Raw genomic sequence first — 15,836 nt, forward strand, 5'->3', positions numbered from 1 at the left:
GACTGACCTCAGTCAATAATGCGCATAATGGTGTTGCATTCCGCGTGGTTGAGCGCGTAGTCCCGCAGGCGGTAATAGTGCTCTGTCATGGCGTCGCATTCGGTGCGCATGGCGTGGTGGCTGTAAGCCATCAGGCTGGCCGCTATGCCCGCGGCCTCTGCGCTCACCTCCGCGCCGTTACCATTCATCGGGTTGAACAGCGTCCATTTTTCATCATCGCCACTGCCAGGCTCCGGAGCCATAAACGCGCCATCGTTACTGAGCGTATAAAAACACCAGATACCTCCGCTGTAATCCGCGCACAGACGGTCCATCCAGGCGAAGATATGTGGTTCCAGGGTTATCCACTGTGGGATGTTGCCGAAGTATTGCGGCCAGAAGCCGATGCGCTGTTCATCGGGCAACAATGTGGCGGTGAGGGTGTTGGTATTTTCGGTGTCTGAAAGGGTTTGCAGATTTGTAGCGTTATTCATTGGTTATTCCTTTTGAAAGATCATCAGTGCGGCCCTGATTAACGGGAACCTGATGTGGATGTGGAAACTGTGATTTGAGGCGTGATGGCGAAGGAATGCGTTACCGGAGTTCAGCAGGTGGTATGTTCAGGTGTAACTGTAGGCAGGATTGTGCATAGCCATCGACATCAACCAGTGAGGGCCAGATGCCGTCACCCACTGACAGTCGGCACAGGCTGAGTTCACCAGGCCGGTAGCAGAGATGCCTGCACCAGGCGCAGAGGTCATCGTCGGATACAGAACGACAGCCGGGCTGGTTTTGCAGAGAGACGGGCCAGGCAGCTGTCTGGCAGGCATTTTCAGGAACGTGCTGCATCAGCTCAGCGCCAGCTGCAGTTCTTCTGCCATCACCCACAAGGCCCGGTTCAGTTTAAGGTCACCGTCGATACCGTTGACAGCGCGGGTGCGGCTGCGTTTGCCCTGCGCTGAACGCCCGGATAATCCTCCTTTAATCAAATTTTCCTGGAGCCTTTGGTAAACCGTCCACAGGTCATTGCTTTCGTCCTGCCAGCGGCGCGGTGAGAGGATTTGCGACTCGGTGACGGGTTGATGTTCTTCACCAAAGCGGTACGTCAGTGCGGCTTTTGCCAGCGCATGCTGTGCCGGCGGTGGTAGCAACAATGACTGCATGGCATCGCGCTTCTCTTCCACCCGGTCAAAGACCCCGAGCACCTTGTAAGCACCTTCGATAACCTTCTCAACCACGTTGCCCCTGTGCGGAACTCTGATTTCACCAAACGACTCTCCGCAGACGAGTGAATTAGTACAGACGCTTCTGAAGTACCCTGGTAGCATCTGGTAACTACTTGATCCATCATGTGAATTTAAAAGAATAATCTCCGGGACCTGCATGCCGGTGATTTGCCCGGCGCGTCTCAACCGGAGCAGGTGTTTGGTATGTTCACGTTTGCCGGGGTCACGGACGCGGGACTGGCAGGCGAAGAACGGTTCAAACCCTTCCCGCTGCAGATTCTCCAGCAGCGTGATAGTCGGGATGTATGCATATTTCTCACTGCGGGACTCATGCCTGTCTTCACTGAACACGCTGGGAACAACCTGCATCATTTCATCGCGGGTCAGTGGACGGTCGCGGCGTATCTGGTTAGTACGGCCAAAGCGGCTGGCTAATCGCATCGTAAAAACTCCTGTGTGGTTAACGGCATAAACGCAGACAGGTCACACTCCGGTAAGGAAGCATGGCCCGTGGTGCTGTTTTGCGGTAGTGCCAGATTGAAGAAAATAGTGGTGTTGCTAAAGAGTAAGCGTACAGCGAAAACCGTATTGACGAACGAGGGCTATTTAGTTGGCAGGACTGTGCACCACGGCAACAGTTCGCTGACCCGGTTTATCGGCCAGTCAGCAATAACGTCAAGAACATAGCGAAGGTAGCCTTCTGGATCCACATCGTTCAGCTTGCACGTCCCGATCAGGCTGTACAGCAGCGCACCTCGCTCACCACCATGATCCGAACCGAAGAACAAGAAGTTTTTTCGGCCCAGACTGACCATCCACAGCGCGTTTTCGGCGATATTATTGTCCGCTTCCGCCCAGCCATCTTCCCCGTAGTACGTCAGAGCTGACCACCGGTTTAGCGCATACGTGAACGCCTTTGCCAGCTCTGAGTGTCGCGACAGGATTTTCATCTTTTCACGCAGCCAGCTTTCCAGGGATGTCAGTAGCAGTTTCGCTTTCTGCTGACGTTCGGCAAGGCGCTGCTCTGCCGGCATTCCCTTTATTTCCGCCTCGATGGCATACAACTCACCGATACGTTTCAGGGCTTCCCCGGCGGTGGCCGTCTGAGTACTTATATAGACGTCGTGGATTTTTCGACGCGCGTGGGCCCAGCATGCAGCTTCTGTTAGCGGGCCATCGTTACGCTCTGCGCTGAACAACCTGTCGTACCCTGCGAAGGCATCGGCCTGCAGTACGCCATGATAATGGCGAAGATGCTGCTGAGGATGTTTCCCCTGTCGGTCAGGGGAGAAGGCGAACCACGCCGCTGGCGGGTCTGACGATCCAGCGCTTCGGTCATCACGCACATACGTCCAGATGCGCCCGGTTTTCGTCTTCTTCCACCCCGGTGCCAGTACCGGCACCGGGGTATCGTCCGTATGCAGTTTGCGGCAGTCCATCACGTAACGATAAAGGGCTTCATCCAGCGGTGCCATCAACCGGCAACACGCATCCACCCAGTTGGAGAGCAGAGCCCGGCTCAGATCCACGCCCTGGCGGGCAAAGATTTCGCACTGGCGATAGAGCGGCAGGTGCTCGCAGTATTCGGCCGTTAACACGCGGGCCAGCAGACCCGGCCCGGCGATACCCCGATCGATGGGGCGTGATGGTGCCGACGCTTCAACGATGCAGTCGCATCGGGTGCAGGCCTTTTTCACCCTGACCGTGCGGATCACTTTCAGGGCGCTGGAGACCAGCTCCAGCTGCTCTGCGCTGACTTCGCTGAGGTATGCCATATCGCTGCCGCAGTCCGGACAACAGGTTTCGGCGGGCTCCAGCCTGTTTATTTCGCGTGGAAGATGGTCAGGCAGAGGACGACGATGGCGCGACTGGCGATGCTGACGCGGAACCTGCTGATCGTTATCCCGGCCGTTGTAACGTTCGCTTTGCTGCTCCTGCTGTTTCAGCAGGGCTTCGGCTTCTTCAACCTGCCGGCGCAGCTTTTCAGAACCGGTACCGAACAGCATCCGCCGTAGTTTTTCTATCTACGCCCGCAGATGCTCTATTTCGCGCTCTTCGTTCTCTATTTTCTCTTCAGCGCGCGCCAGCGCTGAACGCAGGAGCGACTCAGTCTCAGCAACGAGACTAAGCTGACTGTCTTTCTGGCGAAGCGCGTCTTCCAGCGCGGCGATACGGGCGAGATAGTCCTGACTCATGACCCCATTTATAATGCGGTCATGCTCTTTTTACAACATTGTCAGTGAGTTAAGACGAGCTGTTTTTGGCTGACGCCAGTCCAGCTTATCGAGGAGCATGGCGAGTTGTGAGCGGGTAATGGCGATTTTACCATCGCGTACAGCAGGCCAGATGAACTGGCCTTCTTCCAGCCGTTTGGTCAACAGGCACAGGCCGTCAGCATCGGCCCAGAGTATCTTTACGGTGTCACCTCTGCGGCCACGGAAGATAAACAGGTGGCCGGAGAACGGGTTTTCATCAAGGGCATGCTGTACCAGCTCGCCCAGACCATTGAACGATTTACGCATATCCGTGACGCCAGCAACCAGCCAGATACGGGTACCTGACGGGAGGGATATCATTGGCTTCTCCCGGTCAGCTCGCGGAGCAGCACGCCCAGCAACTCCGGCGAGGGGTTTTCGAGGCTTATTTTACCGTGGCGGAACTCCACGCTGCAGGAGGAAGCATTCAGCGGACACTGCCCGGAACCGTTATCTTATGTTGGTGGTTCAGATACACGGGCTTGAACCCTGGAAGGCATCGGGCTGCATACGCTTTGCCAAATCTAATCGTATTAATTTTAATCAGTCTTCAAGATACAAGGAAGGCAGCCTCACAGCCGTTGCCGCTGGAGAACAGGTTGTGCCCGCGTCGGAGCTGGCGTCTGCGATGAAGCAAATCAAAGAGCTGCAGCGCCTGCTGGGCAAGAAAACCATGGAAAACGAGCTGCTTAAAGAAGCTGTTGAATATGGTCGACAAAAAAAGTGGATAGCGCACGTGCCCTTGTTGCCGGAGGATGGCGAATAAGCCTTGTCAGTCGTTGCCTCCGGGTGTCACGTGCGCAACTGCATGCCATGGCCCGTCGGTCGAAGGACTGGCAGGATCGTCGGCTCAAGCGCAAGCCTGATGATACTGAAGCACTGGCCCGTATCCATGACGTTATCAGCGATCTGCCCACCTATGGTTATCGTCGGGTATGGGCACTGCTGCGCAGGCAATCAGAAACTGACGACATGGCGGTGATCAATGCCAAACGTGTATACCGCATCATGCGTCAGAATGCGCTGCTGCTTGAGCGTAAACCGGAAATACCGCCATCGAAACGGGCGCATACAGGGAAAGTGGCCGTTGGAGAAAGTAACCAGCGGTGGTGCTCTGACGGCTTCGAGTTCAGCTGTGATAACGGTGAAAAACTGCGGGTCACGTTCGCGCTGGACTGTTGCGATCGTGAGGCACTTCACTGGGCGGCCAGTACCGGTGGATATGACAGTGAAACCGTGCAGGATGTCATGCTGGGTGCAGTGGAGCGTCGCTTCGGTAACAGCCTGCCGACATCCCCCGTTGAGTGGCTGACAGACAACGGTTCAGCCTGCCGTTCTCATCAGACGCGTCAGTTCGCCAGAATGGTAGGACTGGAGCCTAAACATACGGCGGTACGTAGCCCGGAAAGCAACGGGATGGCGGAGAGCTTCGTGAAAACGATGAAGCGCGATTACATCAGCGTCATGCCAAAGCCCGACGGGTTAACAGCGGTAAAGAACCTTGCGGAGGCCTTCGAACATTACAACGAATGGCATCCGCATAGTGCACTGGGATATCGTTCGCCACGTGAATATCTGCGGCGGCGAAGCAGTGATGGGTTAGGTGATAAAAAGTGTATGGAAATATAGGGGCCAAACCAAGGAGATATGGCCGCATCGTAGCGGGAGAAGCATGCAGATATTCTGCAGGAGGACTGCAGGAGGACTCACCGGGGAGAGGGAATAATGGCAGTTTCAGAGTATCAGAACCACTGATTGTTCTTATCAGACACATTGGCCTCCGTGAGTGAAATTACAAAATGGCAGCATTTCTGCTACCGTTATCACAGGAGTAATATAGATCTGAATTTTTTTTCAATGTCATTCTTGAGGGAGGTGAGTTGTTCCTGGTAAGAGGACCGTTTGAGGGAGTACAGAGTAGGTGTAACAGACCATTTTTTAGCTGACTATGATTTGAGAAATGAGTGCTAACTTGAGAGTAAAAACAAGCGGTTATCTGATGTAAAAATACGAGGTTTAAGTATTTTCTTCTATTGTATTCCTCTATAAATATACGTTAATATTTGTCGGGTTGGTAATACAATAATATAGGTACACTTATTAGTGTTTACATGATTATATTAGCAAGCGTATCAGATAGAGCAATGGTTATATGTGCAAAATCATATAACAAACTCATTCAATGAATATAACCAACCTAAGATATTATACCTGATGTCAAATCAATAACACGCATTCGCCCCCTATCACTTCCTGATATTAATCTACAGAACAGAAAGTAATTTATTACTGTCTGGATATATCCTATTGAACAAACTCACTAACACAAGGTCTTTCATCATGAGTATCAATACTAACAGCTACGGCACACTGAACAAGAATTACGTTAAACGTATTCAGGATACTATCACTAAAGCCCTGAATGAGTATCCGCGTGTAATGGTCCTGAGGGTAGATCTTCGTTTTCCTGAGATTGAGACAGGCTCATATAACTCAGATTCAGGAATAGTCACCCGTTTCGTTGTTTCTCTTAAAGCACAGATTGAAGCTGACTTACTGAAAAAATGTCATGCAGGTAAACGAGTTCATTCTTGCCATGTTCGTCATATCTGGGCAAGGGAGTTTAATAAGTACGGTAAAAAGCATTATCACGTGGCCTTGCTCTTTAATCGTGAAGCCTATGCTTATCCAGGAAGCTATATTAGCACCGATGGAGAATATACCCACAACCTGGCCATGATGATTATGGAGGCCTGGGTACGGGCACTGGGGTTGAATACTTTGGTTAATCATCAGAAATATTATCCCCTGGTAGAATTTCCTGCCAGTTGCTACTACCACCTGAGTAAAAACAACAATAACTATGCGGCTCAGTTATCCAATGTCACTGACAGGCTTAATTATCTGGCCAAGGATTACAGCAAAGATAATTCAGACAGCCAGCGTAACTTTGGATGCAGTCAGTACTGATCAGGTCATCAATATTTTTCTACTGACGAGAGGAATGTTATGGCGGAGTACCAGGTTAACGATAAATCAATCCTTCCTGGCACTCCTGTCTTTCATTCCATTAAGACAGAGAGAAATCGTCATGACTAATACAATAACCCACAGCCTGCTCAGTGATAAGATGGTCGATATGGCATTCATTACTGAATATACAGGGTGCAGTGATAAATGGTTCTATAAATTAATACAGGATGGTTTATTCCCAAAACCGATTAAGCTGGGGCGCAGTTCACGCTGGCTTAAGAGTGAGGTGGAGAACTGGGTTAAATTACGTATTGCCACCTCACGTAATCAGGAATGAATTCACAGATAATCCGATGTTAATTATACTTATCCGATTACAAATCCATATAAAACGAAGGTTCAGCATCCATCAGATGTTTTAGCCCGCACCATGCTATTGAGTTGCTTAGCCTGCTTTGTGAGCCACTATACTTATGGTTGTTTTTTAAATCTGGCTTTCGTTGCTACAGTAGCACCGAAAGCCAGTGTTTTTTAGGTTATTGCCTTAAAAGTGATTATATGTTAATCGCACATCGGATGAGTTAGATGGCCGTGGCATTGTTTCATATGAAAGTCATCTCTCTTTTGATATTTTTTGTTTTCATCGCATGAAATAGCATTCAGGTATTACTGAGTCGTCAACTGATTGCAACATCATAGGGTCTTCCTGTTGTATTATTATATGACTGGATAATATTGAAGCCAGAGTGCCACCAAAATCCTCTGGGGAATAGAACGTCGCCATTTTTATAGTGGGGGCTGACGTAAAGTGCGCGATGTGAATTCATCTGAATGATAACAAAGTAGCCCTGACTGATTAACTGATTTAGAACTGGCGTCAGTTTCTCAGTGCGTCTGAGGCGATGCGGTCCATATTTTTCCAGGTCGTTTTTTAAAATAGCACAGTTGTTATTTTGCCTGATTCTGTCCATAATCCATGAATCCAGTTCGCGAACATCCTGTTCAAACTGGAAACGTTCTGACATCGTATAAAAAATCATGCAGGCTTGGTTCAGATGCCATTCCATTAAGTTAATTGCACATTGAGTTGCCTCGAGAGAAATTATTTCGGGGGTGTCGTCGTAAAAAAACTGGATAAGTGCGGCTATTCTGAGGATGTTGGCGCTTGCTTTTGATGCTATATCACGGATATGTTCCCATTCGCCCTGTGATGCTATCTTTTTTTCAATTTCTGTACGGTTGTTTTTCCAGTATGTCAGCGCTTCATTTTCCAGAGTTAGCTGTTTCTTACTCGCTGTGGGATTGTTAATTAAGCACCTGTTAAGCTTGAGAAGCTCGTCCAGTCTCTGGTGGAAAATATTTAAATCATGGTCTGCATCTATTTTTTCGTGAGTTACCTGACGAGAGCCAATTGAACTTTCTACCCATGAAAAAAGAAAACGGGACAGGAAACCGCTATCTCGTGCTGATACACCATTTTTATTTATGTAGTTCCTAAACACCCCGGGTTGAGACATTAATGAAAATGTCAAACGCGGGGTGATTTGATAAATTTCTCCATCTGCCCGACGAAAATCAAACATCTCACCATCCCAGGCTTTGTTCAGCAGTCCCGTATTGTTTTTCAGATAACTTTTAAAAAAGGTAATAGCTTCATCAGAGATAAATCCTGCTTCAGGATGTTCATTCAGACCTTCAACTAGTGCTTTGAGTGAGGTATCTTCATAAATGAAATTAGGCCGGGCAGGACGCTGTGGTTCATTTTGAGCATGTTTGCTTATTTCTGCCTCTTCATTTTCTCCTGAATAGTTCTTTTTTATCGCCTGTCTTAAATTGCTTTCAAGAGCCTGTTGACGGATTTTCCAGAGTCTTAATTTTTTCTTATAGTCGATGACCTGCTGTTCGTATTGCTGAATAATCTCTGTTGCAAATGCGTAACAGGGTTTCATGACCTGCTTGTTAATGGTTGTTTTTCCTTCGCCCGATTCGGCGATAGTCATCAGGTAAAGTGAACAGGGCTCTGGCATATTCGTATGGGGCTGAATAACCTCAATCAATGACTGGCAAGTTAATGACGTTGCTGCCAGTACCACATTGCCAATTAGCTCTACCGGGATCTGGGTATTGTTATGTAATGCCTGGATGACATTCCGGAGAACAGGGGGGAATTGCTGGACCGGATAGGGTTCTGAGGCTTTTTTCACAGGACTGTACTGCAGTGTCGGAAGATTTACCTGGCTGGCATTATACAATTCGGGGGATAAATTCATCGACCTTGTTCCTTCGTCATTCCGTAGTGTGGTAACACAATTCAGACAGCATAAAACAGAACCTGAGGAGGATGGTAGTGTTAGTGTCTCTGTCAGTCCTGCCTGCTGTCATAACTGTATTACAGATAACATTGACGGCAATGACTCCAATTTACTGGTAGTGTTTTATGTTCAGGTAATGCCCGATGACTTTGTCATGCAGCGCCACCGATTTGGAGAACGACAGGGACTTCCTGCCCAGCCTTGCCAGATGCTGTCTCAGATTCAGGTTGTGTCGCTCAATTCGCTGCGCGTAACGCTTACTGATGACGTGCAGTTTTCCCTTCAGACGTGACTCATACAGCGGCCAACCATCCGTCATCCATACCACCACGTCAAAAACTGACAGCAGGCTCAGAAGACGCTCCAGTGTGGCCATAGTGCGTTCACCGAAAACGTGGGCTACCACCGCCCAGCGTATCCTGTCATACGCGTAAAACAGCCAGCGCTGACGTGATTTGGCCCCGACGTAACCCCTTTGCTCGTCCATCTCCGCACAGACGATGATGTCACTTCCCGGCTGTATCCGGGAGGTTACTGACTGCGGCCTGAGTTTTTTAAATGGCGCAAAATGGTGTTGAGGCCCACGCCCATTAGTCGTGCGGTGGCACGGCAACCGACACCGTTCATAGCCATATCAATGATTTTCTGGTGTGTACCGGGCTGAGAAGCGGCATAAGTGAAGGTGAGCTGCCATGTTTTACGGCAGTGAGAGCAGAGATAACGTTGATGCCCGGCAGTACTTTTGCCATTACGCATCACGCCTTCAGTAGCGGAACAGGAGGGACAGCAGACGGAGACTGAAGCCACGGGAGCACCTCAAAAACACCATTATACACTAAATCAGCAAGTTGGTAGTATTACCCGAAATACGCTGACGTAGCGAGTTTTAAGACTGTCGGGGATATTACTGAAGAAGAGCGTCAGGGCATCCTTGCTTGCTTCGCACATCAGCGACTTAAGATAGGTCAGTACATCAGTATGCAGTTGGTGTAACTCGGGGATCTGGCGAATAAAGGCTTCAGCGGCCTCCCATACAGGCTTACTATCCGGCAGATCATAGTCGTAGGTCGTCGTGAAAAAACGCATACTGATCATCGGTGATTTGTAGCGGCCGTTGGTACCGAGCGCAAGCTGATTTGTCAGCAGTTCACTTTCCTTCTGATGGCCAAAAGTGAGCTGAGGGTTCTTATCTGAGGTATGCCATTTTGCCCTGGCCTTATTAATCCCCTGCACACCTGCGTTCCGCCCCCAGCATCGAATAAATATTCTCCAGTTGGATAAGGCTTGCCGCGATAAACTCTCTGAGCTGCTTTTTGGGATAGCGTATTTTCATCGCGCCAGCGGTTTGCACAGCATCATCCAGCATTATTTTTCGGATGACGCTGTGGTGCAGCAGGTTGAGCGTATACTGCCTGACATCATTGGCAATAGAAGTGATGCGTCCGTGAAAGAGGTCCAGTCCCCAGGATGACCAGATAACCAGTTGGCCCAAAGGGTCGATATTCATCTCGCCGGTCAGCGACTCATCATATTCAGTTAAAAATTTATCAATGTACATTGTACTGAATTCGTTGGAGAAACTACGAGTAAAAATAGCATGACGCGTGGCGGGAGCCCTCTATCAAGGTCAATGTTTATCAGTTTATAACATCCCGTTAAGGTACCTGCGGATCAGAAATGGACACAAACACTCGCCCTCATAGTAAAGTACACCGGCATTAGTTCTTCCCTCGGAAGCGAGGAACAATGATCACAACACCACTGACAGTCCCCTATGAACGTGCTCGGAATTAGCATTCTCGCCGCGGATCTCGGCATTGGTTAAAGATGCTTGTCACTCTTGCGAGCCCCTTCCAAGCCTGACTCTAACCTACTGATTTTACGTTAAGGGAGTCCGCCGCCTTTGTAGGTTCGCAGTATAATCTCTATTTATTCAACAACACCATCCATTACTACAAGGTCGACCAAAACCATATTGCAACGGTGAACTGTCCCCGAATGATATGGACAGATGAATGATAAAACAGTGTTCTGATTAACTTGACCAGAACAAGCACCACCATGCAGGTGAGATTTAAGTGCTCCTTATTAGAGCCCTCCCCTCTCACAAATTGCCTTTTCTCATGGCATCCGGTCCCTTCCCCCATTACAATCATTGTTTGTTTTTTGCGAGCAGCATAGCAGTTTTCAGAGGGTAGAAATGACGGTGAAAAACGACAAAGCATGGATTGGAGACCTGCTAGGCGGGCCGCTTATGAGCAGGGAAAGTCGAATCATCGCTGAGCTCATGCTTACCAATCCCGATGAACAGACCTGGCAAGAGCAGATCGTTGGTCATAACATTCTACAATCCTCCTCTGCCAATACGGCGAAGCGCTATGCCACAACGATAAAACTACGCCTGAATACGCTTGATAAAGTGGCGTGGTCACTTATTGCGGAAGGAAGCGAGCGCGAGCGTCAGCAATTGCTGTTTGTCGCTCTGGTCCTCCATTCACCGGTTGTTAAAGACTTTCTGGCTGAAGTGGTGAACGACCTTCGCAGACAATTTAAAGAAAAGCTTCCTATGGATAGCTGGGATGAGTTTGTGGCCAGCCATCTTCGCCAGCAGCCCGTACTCACCAGTTACTCAGATTCATCCATCAAAAAAATGGGTAACAACCTGATCAAAGCACTGGCTGAAGCAGGTTATCTGGATACGCCACGTCGACGTAATCTCCAGTCAGTCTTTCTTTTACCAGAAACTCAGGCAACCTTGCAGCGCCTTGGACAACAAGAATTGGTTTCTATTCTGGAGGGGCAACGGTGATCGATCCCGTGCTTGAATACCGCCTGTCACAGGTTCAGAACCGCATTAGCGAAGAGCGCTTCCTCAAAAATAACGGCTCCGGTAATGAGATTGGGTTCTGGATTTTTGATTATCCTGCTCAGAATGAGCTGCAGGTACGTGAACACCTGAAGTATCTGTTCCGTAATCTGGAAAAGGACCACAAGTTCGCGCACCTCAACATCTTTCAGATCATCATCGACATGCTCACTGAACGTGAGTTATTTGAACGCGTCTGTCAGCAGGAAGTGAAAGTAGGTACCGAAGCGCTGAAAAAACAGCTCGTTGGCTTGTTAAACCAGAAAAAGATCGCAGATTACATAGCAAAAAAAGTCGATCTTCAGAATCAAGAATTTGTCATCCTGACGGGCATGGGTAATGCCTGGCCGCTGGTTCGTGGTCATGAGCTGATGAGCGCCTTGCAGGACGTGATGGGTTTCACCCCCCTGCTGATGTTTTATCCGGGAACCTATAGCGGACACGACCTCTCTCCGTTGGCGGGCATTGATTCCCGAAATTACTATCGCGCCTTCAGGCTGGTACCCGAAAGCGGGCCTGCGGCGACATTGAATCCTCATTAAAGAGCACAGCAATGAATATTGAACAGATCTTTGAAAAACGTCTGGACCGAAATATCAATGGCGTTGTAAAAGCCGAACAGACGGACGATGCCAGTGCCTGGATTGAGCTTGATGAATACGTCATCACCCGGGAACTGGAAGGACATCTGCGCCACTTCTTTGAATCTTATGTTCCGGCAACCGGTCCGGAGCGCATACGCATGGAAAATAAAATCGGCGTATGGGTGTCAGGGTTCTTTGGCTCAGGTAAATCACACTTTATCAAGATTCTGTCGTATCTCTTGTCTAACCGCAAAGTCAGCCATAACGGTACGGAACGTCATGCATACGCCTTCTTTGAAGACAAAATCAAAGATGCTCTGTTCCTCGCTGATATCAACAAAGCGGTCCATCATCCGACGGAAGTGATTCTATTCAATATTGATTCTCGTGCTAACGTCGATGACAAAGAAGATGCCATCCTTAAAGTCTTCCTGAAGGTATTTAACGAACGGGTTGGCTACTGCGCTGATTTTCCGCACATCGCCCATCTGGAGCGTGAGCTGGCTAAACGCGGCCAATACGACGCGTTTAAGACCGCATTCTCCACTATCACTGGATCAAGTTGGGAAAAAGAGCGCGATTCCTACTATTTCATCAGCGATGAAATGGCAGAAGCCCTAAGCCAGGCCACAGGTCAAAGCGTTGACGCCTCGCGTCAATGGGTGGAACAGCTCGATAAGAACTTCCCATTAGATATCAATAATTTTTGCCAGTGGGTCAAAGAGTGGCTGGATGAAAACGGCAAAAATATCCTCTTCATGGTAGATGAGGTCGGCCAGTTCATCGGTAAAAATACGCAGATGATGTTAAAGCTGCAGACTATCACTGAAAACTTGGGTGTTATCTGTGGTGGACGCGCATGGGTTATTGTTACCTCCCAGGCAGATATCAATGCGGCCATTGGCGGCATGAGCAGCCGCGACGGGCAAGATTTCTCTAAAATACAGGGCCGCTTCTCAACTCGCCTGCAGCTTTCAAGCTCCAATACCTCCGAAGTTATCCAAAAACGTTTGCTGGTGAAAACCGATGCTGCAAAACCCGCGCTGGCTAAAGTCTGGCAGGAAAAAGGCGACATTCTGCGTAACCAGCTTGCCTTTGACCCTACAACCACCGCTTCTTTGCGTCCTTACACCAGTGAAGAAGAATTTATTGATAACTACCCGTTTGTCCCGTGGCACTACCAGATTCTGCAGAAGGTTTTTGAGTCTATCCGGACCAAAGGTGCCGCCGGTAAACAGTTAGCCATGGGTGAACGCTCACAGTTAGAAGCGTTCCAGACTGCGGCACAGCAAATCGCCCCGCAGGGTCTGGATTCTCTGGTGCCGTTCTGGCGTTTTTATGCCGCGATTGAGAGCTTCCTGGAACCGGCCGTCAGCCGCACCATCACTCAGGCCTGCCAGAATGGCATTCTTGATGAATTCGATGGCAACTTACTGAAAACGCTGTTCCTGATCCGTTATGTCGATGTGCTGAAAAGTACACTCGATAATCTGGTCACCCTTTCCATTGATAAAATCGATGCTGATAAAGTCGATCTGCGCCGCCGCGTTGAAAAAAGCCTGAACAAACTGGAACGGGAAATGTTGATTGCACGCGTTGAAGACAAATACGTGTTCCTGACCAACGAAGAAAAAGAGATCGAGAACGAGATCCGCAACGTCGAAATCGATTTCTCAGCGATCAATAAAAAACTGGCGTCGATCATCTTTGATGACATTCTGAAAAACAGAAAATATCGCTATCCAGCGAATAAGCAGGACTTTGATATCAGCCGCTTCCTGAACGGGCATCCGTTGGACGGCGCAATGCTTAACGATCTGGTGGTAAAAATTCTCACGCCAAAAGATCCGACCTATACGTTCTATAACAGCGATGCCGCCTGCCGTCCTTATACTTCGGAAGGTGATGGCTGTATTTTGATTCGCCTCCCTGAGGAGGGACGCACCTGGACCGACATTGATTTAGTCGTTCAGACCGAAAAATTCCTCAAGGACAACGCCGGACAACGCCCGGAACAGGCCAGCCTGCTTTCAGAAAAAGCCCGCGAGAACAGCGTTCGCGAAAAAATGCTGCGCGTCCAGCTGGAGTCGCTTATTGCCGAAGCAGACGTCTGGGCGATTGGCGAGCGCTTACCGAAGAAATCTTCGACGCCATCCAGCATTGTGGATGAAGCCTGCCGTTACGTGATTGAAAACACGTTCGGCAAGCTAAAAATGTTGCGTCCTTATAATGGCGAAATCGCACGTGAGATTAATCACCAGCTTACTTTAGAAAATGATGCGGAACTGGATCTGGGCGACACAGAAGAATCCAATCCCGACGCAATGCGCGAGGTGGAAACCTGGGTCAGCATGAACATCGAGTTCAATAAGCCAGTCTATTTACGCGATATTCTGAACCACTTTGCTCGTCGTCCTTATGGATGGCCAGAAGAAGAAGTGAAGCTGTTGGTTGCTCGCCTAGCACGTAAAGGCAAATTCAGCTTTAGCCAGCAGAATAACAATATCGAGCGTAAGCAGGTTTGGGAGCTGTTCAATAACAGCCGTCGCCACAGCGAGCTACGTCTGCACAAAATTCGTCGTCACGACGAATCACAAATTCGCAAAGCCGCCCAAACCATGGCGGAGATTGCCCAACAACCGTTTAGCGAACGTGAAGAACCCGCACTGGTCGAACATATCCGTCAGGTCTTCGACGACTGGAAGCAAGAGCTGAATGTCTTCAGAGCGAAAGCGGAAGGTGGAAACAATCCAGGCAAAAATGAGATTGAGTCAGGTCTGCGCCTGCTGAATTCCATTTTGAATGAAAATGAAGATTTTGCCCTGATTGAGAAGGTCACCAGCCAGGCCAATGAACTGCTGGATTTCAGTGAAGATCGTGAAGATTTGGTCGATTTCTACCGCAAGCAGTTTGCCACCTGGCAAAAACTGGGTGCTGCACTGAATGGCAGTTTTAAATCCAACCGCAGCGCGCTGGAAAAAGACGCCGTGGCGGTAAAAGCGCTGGGTGAACTGGAAAGCATCTGGCAGATGCCGGAGCCTTACAAGCATCTCAATCGCATCACGCCGCTGATTGAACAGGTTCAGAACGTTAACCATCAGTTAGTTGAACAGCACCGCCAGCGCGCCCTGGAACGAATTGACGCCCGCATCGAAGAGAGTCGTCAACGTTTGCAGGAAGCGCATGCCACATCGGAGCTGCAAAACAGCGTTCTGCTGCCGATGCAAAAAGCCAGAAAGCGCGCTGAGGTCAGCCATTCGATTCCGGAAATTCTGGCGGAACAGCAAGAGACGAAAGCGCTACAAACGGATGCAGAAAAGAAGATTAACCAGTGGATCGACGAGCTGCGTAAAAAGCAGGAAGCCCAGCTACGAGCAGCGAATGAAGCCACACGCGCTGCAGAATCACAACAGACCTATGTTGTGGCAGAAAAACCCGTAATCCAACCGGTACCGAAAAAAACGCATCTGGTCAATGTCGCCAGCGAGATGCGCAAAGCCACCGGTTGTGAAGTGCTGGAAACCGCCGAGCAGGTGGAAAAAGCGCTTGATACGCTTCGCGCTGCCCTGCTGGCAGCCATTGAGGCAGGTGACCGGATTCGTCTTCAGTAACCCCCATTTCAGGGCAGCGCTCTGCTGCCC

13 protein-coding genes and 2 pseudogenes are annotated in these 15,836 nt (G+C 49.4%); 6 read left to right on the plus strand and 9 right to left on the minus strand.

What is annotated here, in order from left to right; all coding sequences use genetic code 11:
* Window positions 1–8: 8 nt before the first annotated feature.
* The 5 genes and pseudogenes from ACLH1I_RS18250 to ACLH1I_RS18270 form a co-directional block, all read right to left on the minus strand.
* Complete coding sequence (locus ACLH1I_RS18250; protein ID WP_058836883.1) at window positions 9–473, minus strand: antirestriction protein; 465 nt, start codon at window positions 471–473, stop codon at window positions 9–11.
* A gap of 354 nt (window positions 474–827) precedes the next feature.
* Entirely contained in the window at window positions 828–1,646 is an 819-nt protein-coding gene (locus tag ACLH1I_RS18255) for a DUF932 domain-containing protein (RefSeq protein WP_058836884.1), read from the minus strand.
* 161 nt (window positions 1,647–1,807) lie between these two features.
* A pseudogene (gene tnpC / locus ACLH1I_RS18260) lies at window positions 1,808–3,400 on the minus strand (IS66 family transposase).
* Window positions 3,401–3,430: 30 nt separating this feature from the next.
* The gene (gene tnpB / locus ACLH1I_RS18265; RefSeq protein WP_009309933.1) at window positions 3,431–3,781 is read right to left on the minus strand and encodes an IS66 family insertion sequence element accessory protein TnpB; all 351 of its coding nucleotides are present in this window, start codon (window positions 3,779–3,781) and stop codon (window positions 3,431–3,433) included.
* Window positions 3,778–3,885, minus strand: a pseudogene (locus ACLH1I_RS18270) (IS66 family insertion sequence element accessory protein TnpB); the annotation flags it as partial. The pseudogene ACLH1I_RS18270 and the gene tnpB, both read right to left, overlap by 4 nt.
* A 32-nt stretch (window positions 3,886–3,917) precedes the next feature.
* On the opposite strand from ACLH1I_RS18270, the gene ACLH1I_RS18275 reads away from it, so the two are divergent.
* The 3 genes from ACLH1I_RS18275 to ACLH1I_RS18285 all read left to right on the plus strand — a co-directional run bounded on the left by ACLH1I_RS18275 (window position 3,918) and on the right by ACLH1I_RS18285 (window position 6,770).
* A protein-coding gene (locus ACLH1I_RS18275; protein ID WP_370511359.1) for an IS3 family transposase occupies window positions 3,918–5,089 on the plus strand; the annotation gives its coding sequence in 2 pieces (ribosomal slippage) (window positions 3,918–4,176 and window positions 4,176–5,089; 1,173 coding nt in all).
* Window positions 5,090–5,800: 711 nt separating this feature from the next.
* Window positions 5,801–6,430: an inovirus Gp2 family protein gene (locus ACLH1I_RS18280; protein ID WP_058837149.1), complete on the plus strand. Its 630-nt coding sequence runs from the start codon at window positions 5,801–5,803 to the stop codon at window positions 6,428–6,430.
* Between the two features lie 121 nt (window positions 6,431–6,551).
* A complete protein-coding gene (locus ACLH1I_RS18285; RefSeq protein WP_058837150.1) occupies window positions 6,552–6,770 on the plus strand; it encodes a helix-turn-helix transcriptional regulator in 219 nt (72 codons plus the stop codon).
* Window positions 6,771–7,110: 340 nt separating this feature from the next.
* Here the strand turns inward: ACLH1I_RS18285 and ACLH1I_RS18290 are convergent, their stop codons facing one another.
* From ACLH1I_RS18290 to ACLH1I_RS18305, 4 genes are all read right to left on the minus strand, one after another.
* Complete coding sequence (locus tag ACLH1I_RS18290) at window positions 7,111–8,703, minus strand: YfjI family protein (protein ID WP_058836888.1); 1,593 nt, start codon at window positions 8,701–8,703, stop codon at window positions 7,111–7,113.
* 151 nt (window positions 8,704–8,854) lie between these two features.
* Window positions 8,855–9,552 (minus strand): IS1 family transposase gene (locus ACLH1I_RS18295; RefSeq protein ID WP_228703518.1). Its coding sequence is split into 2 segments (ribosomal slippage): window positions 8,855–9,303 and window positions 9,303–9,552, totalling 699 coding nucleotides; the frame shifts between segments, so codons are not numbered across the junction.
* 33 nt (window positions 9,553–9,585) lie between these two features.
* Complete coding sequence (locus ACLH1I_RS18300) at window positions 9,586–9,978, minus strand: hypothetical protein (RefSeq protein WP_058836890.1); 393 nt, start codon at window positions 9,976–9,978, stop codon at window positions 9,586–9,588.
* Window positions 9,965–10,303, minus strand: coding sequence for a hypothetical protein (locus tag ACLH1I_RS18305; RefSeq protein WP_058836891.1), 339 nt, complete (start codon window positions 10,301–10,303; stop codon window positions 9,965–9,967). The genes ACLH1I_RS18300 and ACLH1I_RS18305 overlap by 14 nt, the downstream gene beginning before the upstream one ends.
* A 648-nt stretch (window positions 10,304–10,951) precedes the next feature.
* Here ACLH1I_RS18305 and ACLH1I_RS18310 point away from each other — a divergent pair.
* Genes ACLH1I_RS18310 through brxC form a run of 3 tightly spaced genes read left to right on the plus strand, consistent with a single transcriptional unit; the run spans window position 10,952 to window position 15,806 of the window.
* Window positions 10,952–11,554, plus strand: coding sequence for a DUF1819 family protein (locus ACLH1I_RS18310; RefSeq protein WP_119676838.1), 603 nt, complete (start codon window positions 10,952–10,954; stop codon window positions 11,552–11,554).
* Window positions 11,551–12,153, plus strand: a complete 603-nt coding sequence (locus tag ACLH1I_RS18315; protein WP_058836893.1) for a DUF1788 domain-containing protein — start codon at window positions 11,551–11,553, stop codon at window positions 12,151–12,153. The genes ACLH1I_RS18310 and ACLH1I_RS18315 overlap by 4 nt, the downstream gene beginning before the upstream one ends.
* Before the next feature lie 11 nt (window positions 12,154–12,164).
* Window positions 12,165–15,806: a BREX system P-loop protein BrxC gene (gene brxC / locus ACLH1I_RS18320; RefSeq protein ID WP_058836894.1), complete on the plus strand. Its 3,642-nt coding sequence runs from the start codon at window positions 12,165–12,167 to the stop codon at window positions 15,804–15,806.
* Window positions 15,807–15,836 lie beyond the last annotated feature (30 nt).

The organism is Klebsiella sp. 1SOBk10mer, from assembly GCF_046602535.1.
GTDB classification, from domain to species: Bacteria; Pseudomonadota; Gammaproteobacteria; order Enterobacterales; family Enterobacteriaceae; genus Klebsiella; species Klebsiella quasipneumoniae.